The following is a 15473-nucleotide window of genomic DNA, read 5'->3' on the forward strand; positions in this document are numbered from 1 at the left end:
GTAGGGGCGACGAAAAAAGCGCATCGACCGCCTCGCGGGGTACGACGTCGGAAAGCGCGTCGACTCCCTCGCGAGTTACGACCGCCAGTACGCCGCCGTCAGCAACACCAGCACGGGGAAGATCTCGAGACGGCCGATCCACATGTAGAGGATCATCAGAAGCCGCGAGGTGACCGGGAACTCGCCGTAGCCGCCCATCGGACCGATGATGCCGAACCCGGGCCCGATGTTACCCAGGGTGGCGATCGAGGCCGTGACCAGTTCGATCGTCTCGAGGTCGAGGCCGACACGAGCGGCGTCGGCGGCCAGCAAGAGAATCCCCAGGAAGAACAGGCAAAAGTATAGCAGCGTGAACGCGTAGATGCCCCGGATTGCCTCCTCGTCGAGGGACTTGCCGTTCATGCGGACCGGGCGAACGGCTTCGGGGTGGACGGTCGTGAACAGTTCCCGCCGCAGGGATTTGAGGATGACGAGCCACCGGAGTACTTTGATTCCGCCGCCGGTCGACCCGGTGCTCCCCCCGATGAACATCGCAAAGAGCAACACGCCCTTCGCGGTACCGCCCCACTGATCGAAGTCCATGTTCGCAAAGCCAGTCGAGTTGGTAAGCGAGGCGATCTGGAAGACGGCGTAGCGCGCCGAGCGTTCGAAGTGGCCGCCGATCTGACCCGTCTGGGAGGTCTGTAAGGAGGCGTCGAAGAAGAGGACGACCGTGACGACGACCGAGAGCGTGGAGACGGCGCCGAGGTAGAGCCGGAACTCGTTGTCCCGAAACAGGGCTCGCGTGTCCCCCGAGACGAGGTGCCACCAGAGGACGAAGTTGACCCCGGCGATAAACATGAACGGCACGATGAGCCACTGGACGGCCGGCGAGAACGCCTCGATACTCCTGGCTTCGGGAGAGAACCCGCCGGTGGGGAGCGTCGAGAGGCCGTGAGCGATCGAGTTGTACAGGTCCATCTCCGGGGCGAATCCGGCGAGGTGGAGGCCGTACAACAGCGCCATCAGGAGAAGGGTGAAGCCGATGTACGCGAACCAGAGCACCCGCGCCGTCTCCGCGATGTGCGGCGTCAGCTTCGACACGCCGGGCCCCGGACTCTCGGCTTCCATCAACTGGGCGCCACCGACGGCCATCTGCGAGAGAATCGCCACGGCGAGGACGATGATCCCCATTCCGCCGACCCACTGCGTGAGCTGTCGCCACAGCAACATCGCCCTCGAGTGCGTGTCGAAGGAGATGTCGCCCATTACCGTCGCGCCGGTCGTCGTGAAGCCACTCATGCTCTCGAAGAGGGCGTTCGTCGGGTGAGCGACCGTTCCGTTCCCGGCCAGGAGGTAGGGAAGTGCACCGAAGATTGCGGCGAAGAGCCACGTCAGCGCGACGACCATGAACGCCTCTCGGGCACCGGGGTCCGGATTCTGGTCGAGTTGTCGGAGTACGAGCCCGAACCCAACGGTGACGCTCATCGAGACGACGAAGACCCAGAGATCCTCGCCGCCGTATGCGAGCGCCGTCACGATCGGCAGGACGAAAGCGAGCGAGAGAAACGCGAGGATCGTCCCGACGAGGCTCAGCCCGGCCCGCCAGTCGACGCGGAGGTGGGCGTTCATCAGATCGCCTCGAGCACCTGATCAAGAACCGTCGCATCGACGAACAGCACGATGTGATCGCCGGGTCTGAGCGTCGTGTCCCCACGGGGGGTCACGAGATTGCCACCGCGGGAGATGGCGCCGATGACGACGCCCTCGGGGAGGTCGGCGACCGACTCCATGATCGTTCGGTCGGACAGGGCACTGTCGGCGCCGACCTCGATTTCGATGACCTCGGCGCGGTCGTGCTCGAGCATAGCCACCTTCTCTGCGCGGTTCGATCGCGTGAAGCGGACGATCTCCTCGGCGGTCTCCTCGCGGGGGTTGATCGCCACGTCGACGCCCACGGTCTCGAACAGTTCGGCGTACTCGAGGTTCTCGATGACGGCGACGGTGCGGTCGACGCCCAGCCGTCGAGCGAGCAGGGAGACGAGCAGGTTGCGCTCGTCGCTTCCGAGGGTGGAGATGACAATGTCGGCCTCGTCGACGTGCTCGCGCTCCAGGAACTCGGTGTCGGTGGCGTCGCTCTGCATGACGAGCGTGTTCGGCAGGGCTTCGGCGACTTTCCGAGCGCGGTCGGGATCTTGCTCGATGAGGCGAGGTTCGTAGCCGTGTTCTTCGAACTCGCGGGCGGCCTGGTAGCCGATCTCGCTGGCGCCGACGATGACGACTTCTTCGTGTTCGGTTTGCGGGAGACAGACGAGGTCGTCGGCGAAGGTCGAGACGGAGTCGGGGCTACCGATGACGACGACCCGGTCGTTCGGTTCGATCACCGTCTCCCCACGAGCGACGATCATGTCCCCGTTCCTGAAGATTCCCGCGAACGTCAACGAGTCGTACCGGTCGGCGTCCTGGATGCTCTGGTTTGCGATTGGGCTCTCGGGACTGATTTCGAACTCGGCCATCCGCACGAGGCCGCCGGCGAACATGTCGACGTCCTGGGCGCCGGGGAGGCCGGAGATCCGGAAGATCGCCTGGGCCGTGAGCAGGTCGGTACAGACCATGAAGTCGACGCCGAAGGCGCCCTCCGACCCTTCCCACGTCTCGAGCAACGTCCGTCGTCGCACGCGGGCGATGGTGAACGCGTCGGTCAGCGTCTTGGCCGCGCCGCAGATGACGAGGTTCACCTCGTCGTCGTCCGTACAGGCGATGACGAGGCCGGCCTCCTCTACGTTCGCCTCGTGAAGCGTCGTGATCTCGGTTCCGTCGCCCTCGATGGCGAGTACGTCGAGCGAATAGGTGAGTTCCTCGACGATGTCCGGGTCCTGGTCGACGACGACCACGTCATGGGTCTCCTCGAGGTTCGTGGCGATCGCCCGGCCGACCTCGCCGGCACCGACGACGACTACGTGCACGACAACCCCCGTGGAAGCGGTTGCATTGACGTGGTGTTTTGCTGGTACCGAAATAGACGTTACGACGTAGCGCGACGAGCTGACTGACTGGTTAGTATGCACGAACCTCCGATCGGAACGTCCCTGACGCCGAGAGAGCGAAGCCCTGATATCACCCGTGTGAATACGTGGTGGTAGCAGACGTTTTCTCCAACCAATGTTCGTACTCGCTCACTCATCTGCCGGCGGCATCGACGGACGAACGCCCCGAGACCACGACGAAACGCCGCGCTCGAGACGCACTCTCGCCCGCGACGAGGTCCCTCGAGGTGACCCGACGTGAGTGGCGACGAGGAACTCGCGAAGGACCTCGGGCCTCTCGCGGCACTGACGATCGGCATCGGGACGATGATCGGGGCGGGCATTTTCGTCCTGCCGGGAACCGCCGTCTTTCGGGCGGGACCCTTCGCCGCAGCAACCTTCGTCCTCGGCGGGGTGATCGCCCTGTTTACGGCACTCTCTGCTTCGGAACTGGGGACAGCGATGCCGAAATCCGGTGGGGCGTACTTCTACGTCAACCGCGCACTCGGGCCGCTGTTCGGCTCAATTACCGGATGGGCCAACTGGATCGGCCTCGCGTTCGCCTCCGCCTTCTACATGTACGGCCTCGGCGAGTACGTCAACGACCTGATCGGCCTCGGCGCTCTCGCGCTCGGGCCAGTGACGCTCGGCCCTGCCCAGCTAATCGGACTCGTCGGCGCCCTCCTCTTCATCGGCATCAACTACATCGGGGCGAAGGAGACCGGGGCGCTTCAAATCGTCATTGTGCTCTTGCTCGTGGCGATTCTGGCACTCTTCTCGGTCGTCGGTCTGCTCAATGCCGACCTGGACTCGCTCGCCGGATCCGCACAGCCGGGTATGGCCGGTGAGATCCTTCCCGTCACCGGCATCATCTTCGTCTCCTACCTCGGATTCGTCCAGATCACCTCCGTCGCCGAGGAGATCAAGGACCCTGGTCGTAACCTGCCGCGCGCCGTGATCGGCTCGGTCGTCATCGTCACGACCATCTACGCGTTCTTCCTCGTAGTCTTGCTCGCAGCCGTCCCGAACGAACTCGTCGCCCAGAACAACACGGCCGTCGTCGACGCTGCTCGCCTCCTCTTCGGCCAGTACAACCTCCTCGGGTACAGTCTCGCCGCCTTCGGTGCTGGCCTCCTGCTCTTTGGCGGCCTGCTCGCGACGGCTTCCTCGGCAAACGCCTCGATCCTGTCGTCTTCGCGGATCAACTTCGCGATGGGTCGAGAAAAGATCGTCACGCCGAAACTCAACGAAATCCACCCTCGGTTCGGAACGCCGTACAAGTCCATCGCCGTCACGGGCGGGCTGATCGTCGTCTTCCTGATCGTGGGCGACCTCGAGTTGCTCTCGACGGCTGGATCGGTCCTGCACCTGATCGTCTACGGGCTGTTGAACATCGCGTTAATCGTTATGCGCGAGGCCGAACCCGAGGGCTACGACCCGGACTTCGAGGTGCCGCTGTATCCCATCGTCCCGATCATCGGCACGATCTCCTCGTTCGCGCTCATCGTCTACATCGAACCGTCCGTCGTCTACCTCTCGCTAGGGCTGGTCATCTTCGCAGCCCTGTGGTACCTGCTCTACGCTCGACGGCACGTCGAAGCGGCTGGCGTCCTGGACGCGTGGGTGCTCGACCGCTCGGAACGGCTTCCCGACGTCGCCGTCTCCGCCGCGACCAGCGTCGCACCCGAGCAGAGCGACTACCGCGTCATGGTCCCGTTGGCCAATCCCGAACACGAGAAGGACCTGATCTCACTCGGATCGGCCATCGCCAACCAGCACGACGGTACCGTCGTCGCCGTCAACATCGTCGACGTCCCGAGACAGACCGCTCTCGAGGCCGCGCGCGAACAGAAAGCACACGAGACCGCCCACCAGTTGCTCGAGCAGGCCCAGGCCAACGCCCAGACCTACGGTGCCGATATCGAGACGCACATCGTCCTCTCGCACGACCCGTTCGAGGAAATCTTCGGGGCGGCGAATCGCTACGGCGCCGACGTGACGGTGATGGGGTGGGGTCCCGAATCCCACGGTGCCCCGGGCCGGGCCGAAACGACCATCGACGAACTCGCCCACTCGCTGCCGTGTGACTTCCTCGTCTTCCGCGACCGCGGCTTCGACCCCTCGCGAGTCCTGCTCCCGACGGCTGGCGGTCCCGACTCCGACCTCGCTGCGGCGGTCGCGACGACTCTCCAGTCGCAGTACGACGCCGACGTGACGCTCCTGCACGTGACCGACCACGGCGAGCGCGAGCACGGCGAAGCGTTCCTCGCGTCCTGGGCGGCCGACCACGACCTCGAGGACGCGAGACTTCTCGTCGAGACAGGCGACGTTCAGTCGCGGATCGCGGAGGCGGCCGAGGACGCGACCTTGCTCCTGATCGGAGCCACCGAAAAGGGCGTCCTCTCGCGACTCGTTCGCGGGTCGCTCGTGCTCGACGTCCTGGACGAGGTCGGCTGCTCCGTGCTGCTCGCAGAGAAACGCCATACGCGAAGCCTTCGCGATCGGCTCTTCGGCAGCGGGAGCCGCGACATCGAGGAGGACGGCACGGGCGTCGAACCCGAACCGACGACGCCCAACGTCGACGAGAGCAATACCGAAACCACCACCTAGTGAGCGGCGGCGAACGGGCCTATTGCTGATTCGACAACCTCTCGCCTCGTGGCTCGTGATTCGAAAATACAAGCGTGGGTTTTATCATGTATCGATAAACACTGTCGGATATGATACCATCGGATAGTTGCTGTACTCCTCTCGAGAAGAACGCTCTCGAATCGATGGCAGGTGGGTTTGGATGAGCGACGAGCCGTTTCGGCGCGTTTTGGTGCCAATTGCGAACGAAGAGGACGCCCGCGTAACGGGCAAGGCCGTCGCCGATCGGTTCGACGACGCCATCTTGATCCCAATCTACGTCGTCGAAAAAGCTGGCGGTGCTCCCGACGCCGCAGGCGTCGAACAGCGAGAGGAGTTCGCCGAAACCCTCTTCAAGATTTTCGAGGCGGTCATCGACGGCCCCACCCTCACCGTCGAACCCACCGTCGGATACGGGACTGACGTCGCAGCGACGATTATCGAGGTCGCCGACGACGAACGCGTCGACACGATCGTTTTCGTCCCGCGCAGCGAGAGTCGGTGGCGTCAGCTACTAACAGGGGACGTCGCGCGAAAATTGATCAATCGAACCGATCGACCGGTCCTGATCTTGCCAGGTGATCCAGATGAGTGACGAGGAACTCGCCAAGGACCTTGGCCTGATTCCCGCGATGACCATCGGCATCGGGACGATGATAGGGGCAGGCATCTTCGTCCTCCCCGGTGAGGCCGCCCAGGGAACTGGCCCGATCGTCGTGATCTCGTTCCTCGTCGGTGGGCTCATCGCCATGGTCAATGCCCTGTCGGTCTCCGAACTCGGAACGGCGATGCCGAAAGCCGGTGGTGCCTACTACTACGTCAACCGTGCGCTCGGTCCCCTGTTCGGCTCGATATCTGGACTGGGCGACTGGCTCGGCCTCGCCTTCGCTTCGGCCTTCTACACCATCGGATTCGGCCGTTACCTGGGCGAACTCGTCGAGTTACCCTCGATCCTGTTTCTCAGTAACGTCCAGGTCGGGGCGATCGTCGCCGGCGCGGTCTTCGTCGGTGTCAACTACATCGGCGCGAAGGAAACCGGCGGCATCCAGACGATCATCGTCACTATCTTGCTCGCGATTCTGGGCGTTTTCGCAATCGCGGGCTGGTTCGCCTTCGACTGGGCGACGGTGTCGGGAAGCGGCGGCTACACACCGTTCGGAACCGCTGAACTCCTGCCGGCGACCGGTCTCGTCTTCGTCTCCTTCCTGGGTTACGCCAAGATCGCCACCGTCGGCGAGGAGATGAAGAACCCGGGACGGAATCTTCCCATCGCCATCGTCGGTAGCGTCGCCATCGTCACGGTACTGTACGGCATCCTGGTAACGATCATGCTCGGCGTCGTTCCGTGGCCGGACCTCGACCTCGAAGCACCGGTAGCCCAGGCGACCGAAGTGGCGTTCCCCGGAAACTACGCGGGTGCGGCCGCGGTGATCATGGCCCTCGGTGCGCTGCTGGCGACGGCCTCCTCGGCAAATGCCTCGATCCTGGCGTCGGCCCGGATCAACTTCGCGATGGGCCGGGACAAGATCGTCAACGACTGGCTCAACGAAATCCATCCGCGATTCGCGACACCCTACCGATCAATTATCGTTACCGGCGGGCTGATCCTCGTCTTCGTCATCTTCATGGGCGGTGACGTCAAGGTGCTCGCGGAAGCGGCGAGCGTCCTCCACCTGATCGTCTACGCCCTGATGAACGCCGCGCTAATCGTCTTCCGCGAAACTGAGCATCCCGACTACGATCCTGACTTCACGGTTCCGCTGTATCCAATCGTGCCGATTCTCGGGTTCGTCCTGTCGCTGGGACTCATCTACTTCATGGACACCACCTCCCAGATCCTGGCGGTGGTGTTCATCGTCGGGGCTGTCCTCTGGTACGTTCTCTACGCACGCTACCGCACGCCGATCCAGGGCGTCCTCGGCGAGTACGTTCGCGACCGGCCCGAGGAAATGCCCGACATCGCGGTTTCGGCTGCCGAAGCCGCCTCGCCCGACGCGACCGCTCCCTACAACGTGATGGTCCCCGTCTCGAACCCCCGGACCGAAGACGAACTGGTCGCCCTCGGCTGTACGATGGCCAACCAGAAGGGTGGCGTCGTTCACGCCGTCCACGTCGTGCAGGTTCCCGATCAGACCTCTCTCGACTATGTCGCCGATCAGATCGATCAAATCGACGGCGAATCGGATCAGCTCTTCGAGAACGCCCGTGCGGTCGCCGCCGAGTACGATGTCGACATCGAAACGCACACCGTCGTCTCCCACCGGTCGCTCGAGGAGGTCGTCGACTCCGCCGAACGACTGAACGCCGACACCGTCGTGATGGGATGGAGCCCGAGCAGGCCCTGGACCAGCGGGCGAACGGGCGGCGCGCTCGATGAACTCACGACGAACCTCCCCTGTGACTTCCTGGTGTTCAAAGACCGCGGATTCGACCCCTCGCGCGTGCTCGTGCCGACGGCTGGCGGTCCCGACTCGGACCTCAGCGCCGAGGCAGCCAAGGCCCTTCGGGACGTCCACGGCGCTGACGTATCGATTTTGCACGTCGTCGACGAGGACACCGACCGTGCGAAGGGAACGGCGTTCCTCGGCACCTGGGCCGACGAGCACGGGCTCGGCAACGCGACTCTCCTCGTGGAAACGGAGGGCGACGTCGAAGGGGCCATCGAGCGCGCCGCAAACGATCACACGATGGTCGTCCTCGGCGCGACCAGGAAGGGGCTACTCTCTCGACTCGTCGGTGGCTCGCTCGTCTTCGACGTCGTCGACGAAGTCGACTGTTCGGTCCTGCTCGCCGAGCGTCCGGCCAAACGGTCGCTCCGTGAACGGCTCTTCGGCCGTCCAGGAGTCGAAGCGTCCACGGAAACGAAAGAAGGCGAGCCGAGAACGGATTCCGGTTCCTGATCGATTGTCGCAGGTCCGCTCGAGATTCGTTCGCCAATCCGCTCGAGGTCCGCTCGGCGACGCGCTCGAGTATCGCGCGCTGAACGGGTCAGTCCACGGTTTGGCAGCCACGGACACGGAACGACGCCTACGGGGCTGCGTTTGGCTGGCCAGGTGAACAGGTGTCCAGTCTGGCTCGCCTGACCCTATCGACGCCTCCTCTCGGCCCTGCGGAACGGCCGCTTCCCTCGGCGGCACGGCGCCATCGGAAGCTCTCGGTCCGGTGATCGGAAACCTTCGACCGCAAGCAGTCAGGAAAAAGCCCTCGAACGGAGAACGACGCGTATGAGAAACGGAACGGATACCTCCCACTCCTCCGCCGATAGCGGCCTCGAGTGCGGCCGGACGTACACGCACGCACGGCACGGGCGCGTCGAGGTTACAGGCCTCTGGCAGGGAACCCGGTGGGTCGACGCGGTGGACGAACCGAACGAGGGCGAGACGGTCGTCGTCCGCTACTTACCTCCCGACGGGGAGTCCTGGTGGGACGAACGCTCCGCGCTCCTGGACGATTTTCTCGTGGCTATCGAGTGAACCCGTTGCCTCGACGTCCTGCCCTCGAGGTCATACTCCCTACACTTTGCCCTCAACGCCGTCCTCTCGACGCTTTGCTCTCGACGCCGTCCTCTCGACACATTGCCCTCGTCGCGGTGTTCTCGACGCCGCCTCTCGATGCCATGGTCGAGTCCCGCTGATATTCACTCCGAACCGGACGACGAAACCCAGTATCGTTATCACCATCGCTGACACAGGTCGAGTCGTTCGATGAGGATCCGAGTCGACTGGCGCTCGAGTTGCAGCGTGACGGGGACCGTTCTCTTCTGGCTCGCTGTCCCACTAGCCGCGCCGCTCGCGCTCGCGGCCCTCGACGGCGACGAGACGATTCCGTTCGTCGTCGCCATCGCTTTCACCGTCGCCATCGGCACGCTGCTGGAGCGCCTGACCGACGACCGCGACCTCGGTCAACGCGAGGCGTTCCTGATGGTCGCGCTGACGTGGTTCGGGGTCGCGCTGATCGGCGCGATTCCGTTCTTCCTGCTAGGCCTGGGTGCCGACCCTGCCTCCGCCTTTTCGGGCCGACTCGAGGGGCCGGTCAACGCGATGTTCGAGGGCATGAGCGGCCTGACCACGACGGGCGCGACGGTGATGAGCGGCTGGGACTTCGACAACTTGCCGCGGTCGATCTTGCTCTGGCGGCAGATCCTCCAGTGGCTTGGCGGCCTGGGCATCCTGATCGTCGCCATCGGCCTGCTCTCGAACCTGATGGTCGGGGGTGCTCAGCTGATGGAGACCGAGACCCAGACCCAGACGGTCACGAAGTTGACCCCCGAGATCGAGAGCACGGCACGGCTCATCTGGGGACTCTACGTCGGGCTGACGGTGGCGGCGGCGACGATCTTCTACACGTTTCACCTCCTCGGGCTGGCTCCGAAAATGGATCTCTTCAACGCGATCTCGCACGCCCTGACGAGCGTCTCGACGGCCGGCTTCTCGCCCGAGCCGGATAGCATCGGGGCGTTCACGCCGATCGTCCAGTGGACGATGATCCCGATCATGATCGTCGGCGCGACGAACTTCGTGTTGCTCTACGCGGTCGCCCGCGGGTCGTATGAACGGCCACTCGAATCCGAGGAGTTTCGCTTTTACATCGGCGTCATCGCCGTCTTCGGGGCGATCGTCTCGGTACTCGTCGGCCTCGCCGGGGACACCGTGGGCCTCGAGCCGACGCTCAGACACGGCCTGTTCAACGTCGTCTCGATGGTGACGACGACGGGGTACGCGTCGACGAACTTCGACCTCTGGAACCCTGGCGCGAAGCACATCCTCTTTCTGGGGATGTTCGTCGGCGGCATGGCCGGCAGTACGACCTGTTCGATCAAGTCCCTGCGATGGCTCGTGATCCTGAAGGGATTGGCTCGTAACCTCTTTCTCTCCGTCCACCCGCGAGCGGTCAGGCCCGTCCGGCTCGGCGATACCGTCGTCGACGAGGACACGATCAACGACATCTTCGCCTACGTGATGCTCGCGATCATCATCTTCTTCCTGTTGACCATCTTCATCGTCGTCGACGCGGCGCGCGGGGAGGTCAGCGTCTCCGAGTTCGAGGCCCTCGGCGCGGCCGCCTCGATCTTCCTCAACATCGGCCCCGCGTTCGGCCTGGCTGGCCCGTTCGACAACTACGCCGGCTTTCCGCTGCTCACGCGCTTCGTCATGATTTTCATGATGTGGATCGGTCGCATCGAGATTATCCCCGTGCTCGTCCTATTGCTCCCGGCCTACTGGCGCTCGTAGGCCGTCAGGAACCGAGCGGCCGAGGTATCTTGCCCCTCCAGGACGAATCGGTCACATGGTTCGACTCGCACTCATCGCTCACGACGAGAAGAAAGACGACCTCATCGCGTTCGTCCGCGAGTACGAGGACGTCCTCGCCGACTACGACCTCATCGCAACGGGCACGACTGGCAAACGCCTCCTCCAGGCAACCGACCTCGAGATCGAACGGAAGGAATCGGGACCCCTTGGCGGGGACCTGATGATCGGCAGTGAGGTCGCCCAGGATCGTCTCGACGGGATCGTCTTCCTGCGCGATCCGCTCACGGCCCAGCCACACGAGCCAGACATCTCGGCACTCTTGCGGATCTGTGACGTCCGCGATACCGCCCTGGCGACGAATCTCGCGAGCGCGCGATACCTGCTCGAGGGTATCGACGACGTGTCGTAATCGAGTGATCGACGACGTATCATAAGATCTATGACTAATACGACATCTCCTCGATAAACGTATATGTTATCCCGACCACATTGACACGATACCTTTCTGACCTCCGAATTCACTATATAGCCGTTTTAGGGCTAATTGAGGTCGAACCCGAGTGTCAGTGATCATGTCCACCGTCCGTGCGGGACTTCCGGCATCGAAGACTGTTCGTGGTGTTTTTCAGGAGTACGCGCCGTCAAAGTCGATTTATCTCGGAAAGCGCCACTGACGTCGATTTTGTCCTCTATAGGGAAGTACCAAATAGTAGTTAATTATGTAGTTCAGGTATATGCCCAATCTGCAACGAACGCGCCGTATTACGTTAGTAACTGACACACTATTACATAGCTATGCTCGTAATCTATACCAATTCATCACGCTCTTAGCGCGAACGTCCGGTCGGTCAGATGCGAACTGCTGGACGGGTGGTCGGCTCTCGAGAACGGACTCACTCGAGAGGTGTTCCGTCGACGAACAATCGACAGCCTGCGTCTCGTTCACCGGCGTACCCCTCGTAGTACTCCATCAACTGAAAGAGGACGCCCGTGGGATTCGCCGGAGAGACGAACGCCTCGCCCCACGTCTCGAACTCGTTGTGATCGATGACCGACACCGCCGCCGCCTCGAGTGCTTCGATCGCGGCCTCGAGGTCGGCCACCTCGAGGGTGACGTGGTGGAGGCCGGGGCCGTTCGCCTCCAGGTAGTCGGTCAGAAAGGAGTCCGACCCCGGTTGCGGAGCGATGAGTTCGAGCCGAGAGGCGCCACCGAGTACGTAGGTCGCCCAGGTGAACGAGCCGTACTTGCTCGGCTCCTCGTGGATTTTCTCACAGCCCAGCGCAAACAGGAGTGGTTCGGCGTCGGTGATCGATTCGACGGCGATTCCGGTGTGATCGACGCGCATCGGCGGCAGGTCGTCCCCGTCCATACGTCGCAACGTCTCCCGAGGACGATAATCGTTTGGGACGACACTGCCGACGCGCTCCCTACGGCGTCGAGTCCGGATTCCCAGCCGGGCCACCGTCTTCCGGGCGGGACTCACACTCGAGTCGTCTTCGCCGCGCTGGAAGCCGTGCAACGCAACTGAGACCCCCATCCGAGCACGCCCTGAGGCGTGCCGTTATACCAATCTATAACACGGCGCAGTCCGTCGGTTTTGGTGCATGAGCTACACGGGTCCAATGGACCTCTACATCGACGGTGAATGGGCCGACGGCGAAGGCGGCGACCGGATCGAGACGGTCGACCCCGCGAACGAGACGACCTACGCGACAGTCGCGGCGGCGAGTGAATCAGACGTGGACGCCGCCGTGTCGGCGGCCGACGCCGCGCTCGAACGCGGCAGCGAGTGGGCTTCGCTCGACCCCGCCGAACGGGCGGCATACTTGCAGGCGTTTGCGGACCAGCTCGAAGACTGGAAGGACGAAATCGCTCTCGTGGAATCTCACGACAACGGCAAGACGCAGTTCGAGGCGACCCTCGAGGTTGGGATGGTCATCGACACGTTCCGGTACTACGCCGGCTGGGCGGACAAGCTCGCGGGCGACCAGATTCCCGTCCCCGGTGACCGCCTCGATTACACCATCCGCGAACCCGTCGGCGTGACGGGCCACATCGTCCCGTGGAACTATCCGTTCCAGTTGGCGGGGCGCAGCCTCGCCCCGGCACTTGCGTGTGGAAACACCGCCGTGGTCAAGCCCTCGAGCCAGACGCCCCTCTCCGCGCTGTACTACGCGAAGGCAGCCGAGGAAGTGGGGCTTCCCGATGGCGTGCTCAACGTCGTCCCCGGCCGCGGAAGCGTCGCCGGAGCAGCGCTGGCCGAACACGAGGGCGTCGACCACGTGGCCTTCACTGGCAGCACGGAAATCGGCAAGCGCGTGATGGGCCAGGCCGCCGACAGCGTCACCGGCGTCACCCTCGAACTCGGCGGAAAGGGCCCCAATATCATCTTCCCCGACGCGGACCTCGAGGCCGCATCGAAGGGCGTCCACTACGGCATCTTCATGAACGCTGGGCAGATGTGCTGGGCGGGATCCCGACTGGTCGTCCACGAGGACATTCACGACGAGGTCGTCGACAACGTCGTCGCCGGCGCCGAGAACACGCCGCTCGGGAACGGCATCGACGACGACGCGCGGATGGGCCCGCTCGTCAGCGAGAGTCACCGGGACGAGGTCGCCGACTACGTCGAAACCGGCCTCGAGGAGGGCGCGACCGTCGCGACCGGCGGCGAGGTTCCTGACCGGGAGGGCTACTTCCTCGAGCCGACCGTGTTGACTGACGTGACCAACGACATGACCGTTGCCCGCGAGGAGATCTTCGGACCGGTGCTCTCGGTCATCGAGGTTGAGAGCGAGGAGGAGGCGCTCGAGGTCGCCAACGACTCGCCCTACGGCCTGCTCGCCGGCGTCTGGACGAACGACCTCTCGCGGGCCCACCGCTTCGCCCGCGACCTCGAGTACGGGATGGTGAGCGTCAACGAGTATCCAGTTACCTTCCCGCAGACGCCGTTCGGCGGTGTCAAGGAGAGCGGCGAGGGCCGCGAGCAGGGCGCCGAAGCTATCGGCGAGTACACACAGGCAAAGAACGTGAACATCAACTTCGAGTAGGTAGCTGACCTCGCACCCCCGACGGCTGCCGACTCGATGGCGGTCTCCGACTTCGTATGGGTCGCCAGCTCTCGCAGTCGCCGAGGCGGCGGCCAACACGACGGTCAGCGGTGGTCGTACACCCGCTTGACCTTCCCGACCTCGGTCCGCTCGATCGAGCCGTACTCGACGAGGGCGAGCGTGTCGGGCGTCAACGAGAGCGTGCTCGAGATCGCCTCGAGCAACCGTTCTCGGAGCGCTTCTTCGTCCCCGTCGAACCCACGCTCGAGTTCCACCGTCACCTCGAGCCGGTCGAGCGCATCCTCGCGAGAGAGGTCGATCCGGTACTGGGGGGCGACGGCATCGAACTCCAGGATCACGGCTTCGAGCTGGCTGGGATAGAGGTTGACGCCGCGGACGATCAGCAGGTCGTCGGCGCGGCCGGTGACGCCGTCCATCCGAATCGTGGTTCGGCCACACTCACAGGGCGCTTCGATCAGGGTGGTCATGTCGCCGGTCCGGTATCGAAGCACGGGCAGGGCCTCCTTCGTGAGCGAGGTGAGCACGAGTTCGCCCTCCTCGCCAGGCGGCAGGGGTTCGCCGGAGTCGGGGTCGACCACCTCGGGGTAGAAGTGGTCGGTCTGGATGTGCAGGCCGTCCTGGACGTGTGCGCACTCGACGGCCACGCCGGGGCCAATCAGTTCCGAGAGGCCGTAGTTCTCGATGCCGGTCACGCCGAGACGCTCCTCGATGGCCTCCCGCATTGGCTCGGTACAGGGTTCAGCGCCGTAGAGGACGGCAGACAGCGGGAGTTCTCGGGGGTCGATCCCCATCTCCCTGGCCCGTTCGGCGAAGTACAGCGCGTAGGAGGGCGTACAGCAGAGCGCGTCGCTCTCGAGGTCTGCGGCGAGTTCAACCTGGCGCTGGGTGTTACCGCTGCTCGTCGGAATCACCGTCGCTCCGAGCGACTCCGCCCCGGCGTGGAAGCCGAGGCCGCCGGTGAAGAGTCCGTAGCCGTAGGCGTTCTGGACCGTATCGCCCGCGTCGAGGCCGGCGGCCCGCATGGCTCGCTCCATCACCTCGTTCCAGATTTCGAGGTCGCCCGCGGTGTAGGCGACGATCTTCGGCTTTCCGGTGGTTCCCGAGGAGGCGTGGATGCGGACGATGTCCTCGTTGTCGACGGCGAACAGGCCGTCGGGGTAGGTGTCCCGAAAGTCGGCTTTCGTCGTAAAGGGGAGTTTGGTGACGTCCTGGAGCGTCTCGATGTCGTCGGCCGTGACGCCCGCCGCTGTGAGTCGCTTCTCGTAAAATGGGACGTTCTCTCGAGCACGTTCGACGGTCTCACGGAGCCGCTTCGTCTGCAGATTCCGGCGTTCCTCGCGCGGGATTCGTTCGTCGGCTGTTGACATACTGTCTCGAGGGGACGAAGGGGATGCCTATAGTTCTTGGCGCCCGCAGGTCGCCGCTCGTGGGTGGTTCGTGCGTCAGTTGACGCTGTGACTTTCTCGTGACCTGCTACTCGGCTACTCGAGTCCTCGTCGCTCACCCGAATCCACGT

Annotated in this window: 11 protein-coding genes; 7 read left to right on the forward strand and 4 right to left on the reverse strand. The window is 64.0% G+C overall.

Features of this window, described 5'->3' with window-relative positions:
- Positions 1-75: 75 nt before the first annotated feature.
- Positions 76-1611: a TrkH family potassium uptake protein gene (locus tag NGM15_RS01095; protein WP_253434139.1), complete on the reverse strand. Its 1536-nt coding sequence runs from the start codon at positions 1609-1611 to the stop codon at positions 76-78.
- Complete coding sequence (gene trkA, locus NGM15_RS01100) at positions 1611-2945, reverse strand: Trk system potassium transporter TrkA (RefSeq protein ID WP_253434142.1); 1335 nt, start codon at positions 2943-2945, stop codon at positions 1611-1613. The genes NGM15_RS01095 and trkA overlap by 1 nt, the downstream gene beginning before the upstream one ends.
- 318 nt (positions 2946-3263) lie before the next feature.
- Between trkA and NGM15_RS01105 the strand changes: the two genes are divergently transcribed.
- The 6 genes from NGM15_RS01105 (at position 3264) to NGM15_RS01130 (ending at position 11294) form a co-directional block, all read left to right on the forward strand.
- Positions 3264-5615, forward strand: coding sequence for an amino acid permease (locus NGM15_RS01105; protein ID WP_253434144.1), 2352 nt, complete (start codon positions 3264-3266; stop codon positions 5613-5615).
- A 181-nt stretch (positions 5616-5796) separates the two neighbouring features.
- Positions 5797-6228, forward strand: a complete 432-nt coding sequence (locus tag NGM15_RS01110; protein WP_253434147.1) for a universal stress protein — start codon at positions 5797-5799, stop codon at positions 6226-6228.
- The gene (locus tag NGM15_RS01115) at positions 6221-8533 is read left to right on the forward strand and encodes an amino acid permease (RefSeq protein ID WP_253434150.1); all 2313 of its coding nucleotides are present in this window, start codon (positions 6221-6223) and stop codon (positions 8531-8533) included. The genes NGM15_RS01110 and NGM15_RS01115 overlap by 8 nt, the downstream gene beginning before the upstream one ends.
- 324 nt (positions 8534-8857) lie before the next feature.
- Complete coding sequence (locus NGM15_RS01120) at positions 8858-9106, forward strand: hypothetical protein (RefSeq protein ID WP_253434153.1); 249 nt, start codon at positions 8858-8860, stop codon at positions 9104-9106.
- A 231-nt stretch (positions 9107-9337) separates the two neighbouring features.
- Positions 9338-10864 carry a TrkH family potassium uptake protein gene (locus NGM15_RS01125; protein WP_253434155.1) on the forward strand — a complete coding sequence of 509 codons (1527 nt, stop codon included), beginning with the start codon at positions 9338-9340 and terminating at the stop codon, positions 10862-10864.
- Between the two features lie 55 nt (positions 10865-10919).
- The gene (locus NGM15_RS01130; protein WP_253434158.1) at positions 10920-11294 is read left to right on the forward strand and encodes a methylglyoxal synthase; all 375 of its coding nucleotides are present in this window, start codon (positions 10920-10922) and stop codon (positions 11292-11294) included.
- A gap of 484 nt (positions 11295-11778) precedes the next feature.
- Here NGM15_RS01130 and NGM15_RS01135 read toward each other — a convergent pair whose 3' ends face one another.
- Positions 11779-12255 (reverse strand): VOC family protein, encoded by a 477-nt coding sequence (locus NGM15_RS01135; protein ID WP_253434161.1) that lies wholly within the window; start codon positions 12253-12255, stop codon positions 11779-11781.
- Between the two features lie 235 nt (positions 12256-12490).
- Here NGM15_RS01135 and NGM15_RS01140 point away from each other — a divergent pair, with 235 nt between their 5' ends.
- Complete coding sequence (locus NGM15_RS01140) at positions 12491-13936, forward strand: aldehyde dehydrogenase family protein (RefSeq protein WP_253434163.1); 1446 nt, start codon at positions 12491-12493, stop codon at positions 13934-13936.
- Between the two features lie 104 nt (positions 13937-14040).
- Here NGM15_RS01140 and paaK read toward each other — a convergent pair whose 3' ends face one another.
- Positions 14041-15324, reverse strand: coding sequence for a phenylacetate--CoA ligase PaaK (paaK, locus tag NGM15_RS01145; protein ID WP_253434166.1), 1284 nt, complete (start codon positions 15322-15324; stop codon positions 14041-14043).
- Positions 15325-15473 lie beyond the last annotated feature (149 nt).

It is taken from the genome of Natronosalvus halobius (genome assembly GCF_024138145.1).
Taxonomy (GTDB): domain Archaea; phylum Halobacteriota; class Halobacteria; order Halobacteriales; family Natrialbaceae; genus Natronosalvus; species Natronosalvus halobius.

Excerpts from the sequence above, each read along its gene's own strand:
- NGM15_RS01095 (WP_253434139.1), bottom strand. The coding sequence starts at position 1,611 with ATGAACGCCCACCTCCGCGTCGACTGGCGGGCCGGGCTGAGCCTCGTC.
- NGM15_RS01110 (WP_253434147.1), top strand. The coding sequence starts at position 5,797 with ATGAGCGACGAGCCGTTTCGGCGCGTTTTGGTGCCAATTGCGAACGAA.
- NGM15_RS01115 (WP_253434150.1), top strand. The coding sequence starts at position 6,221 with ATGAGTGACGAGGAACTCGCCAAGGACCTTGGCCTGATTCCCGCGATG.
- NGM15_RS01120 (WP_253434153.1), top strand. The coding sequence starts at position 8,858 with ATGAGAAACGGAACGGATACCTCCCACTCCTCCGCCGATAGCGGCCTC.
- NGM15_RS01125 (WP_253434155.1), top strand. The coding sequence starts at position 9,338 with ATGAGGATCCGAGTCGACTGGCGCTCGAGTTGCAGCGTGACGGGGACC.
- NGM15_RS01130 (WP_253434158.1), top strand. The coding sequence starts at position 10,920 with ATGGTTCGACTCGCACTCATCGCTCACGACGAGAAGAAAGACGACCTC.
- NGM15_RS01135 (WP_253434161.1), bottom strand. The coding sequence starts at position 12,255 with ATGGACGGGGACGACCTGCCGCCGATGCGCGTCGATCACACCGGAATC.
- NGM15_RS01140 (WP_253434163.1), top strand. The coding sequence starts at position 12,491 with ATGAGCTACACGGGTCCAATGGACCTCTACATCGACGGTGAATGGGCC.
- paaK (WP_253434166.1), bottom strand. The coding sequence starts at position 15,324 with ATGTCAACAGCCGACGAACGAATCCCGCGCGAGGAACGCCGGAATCTG.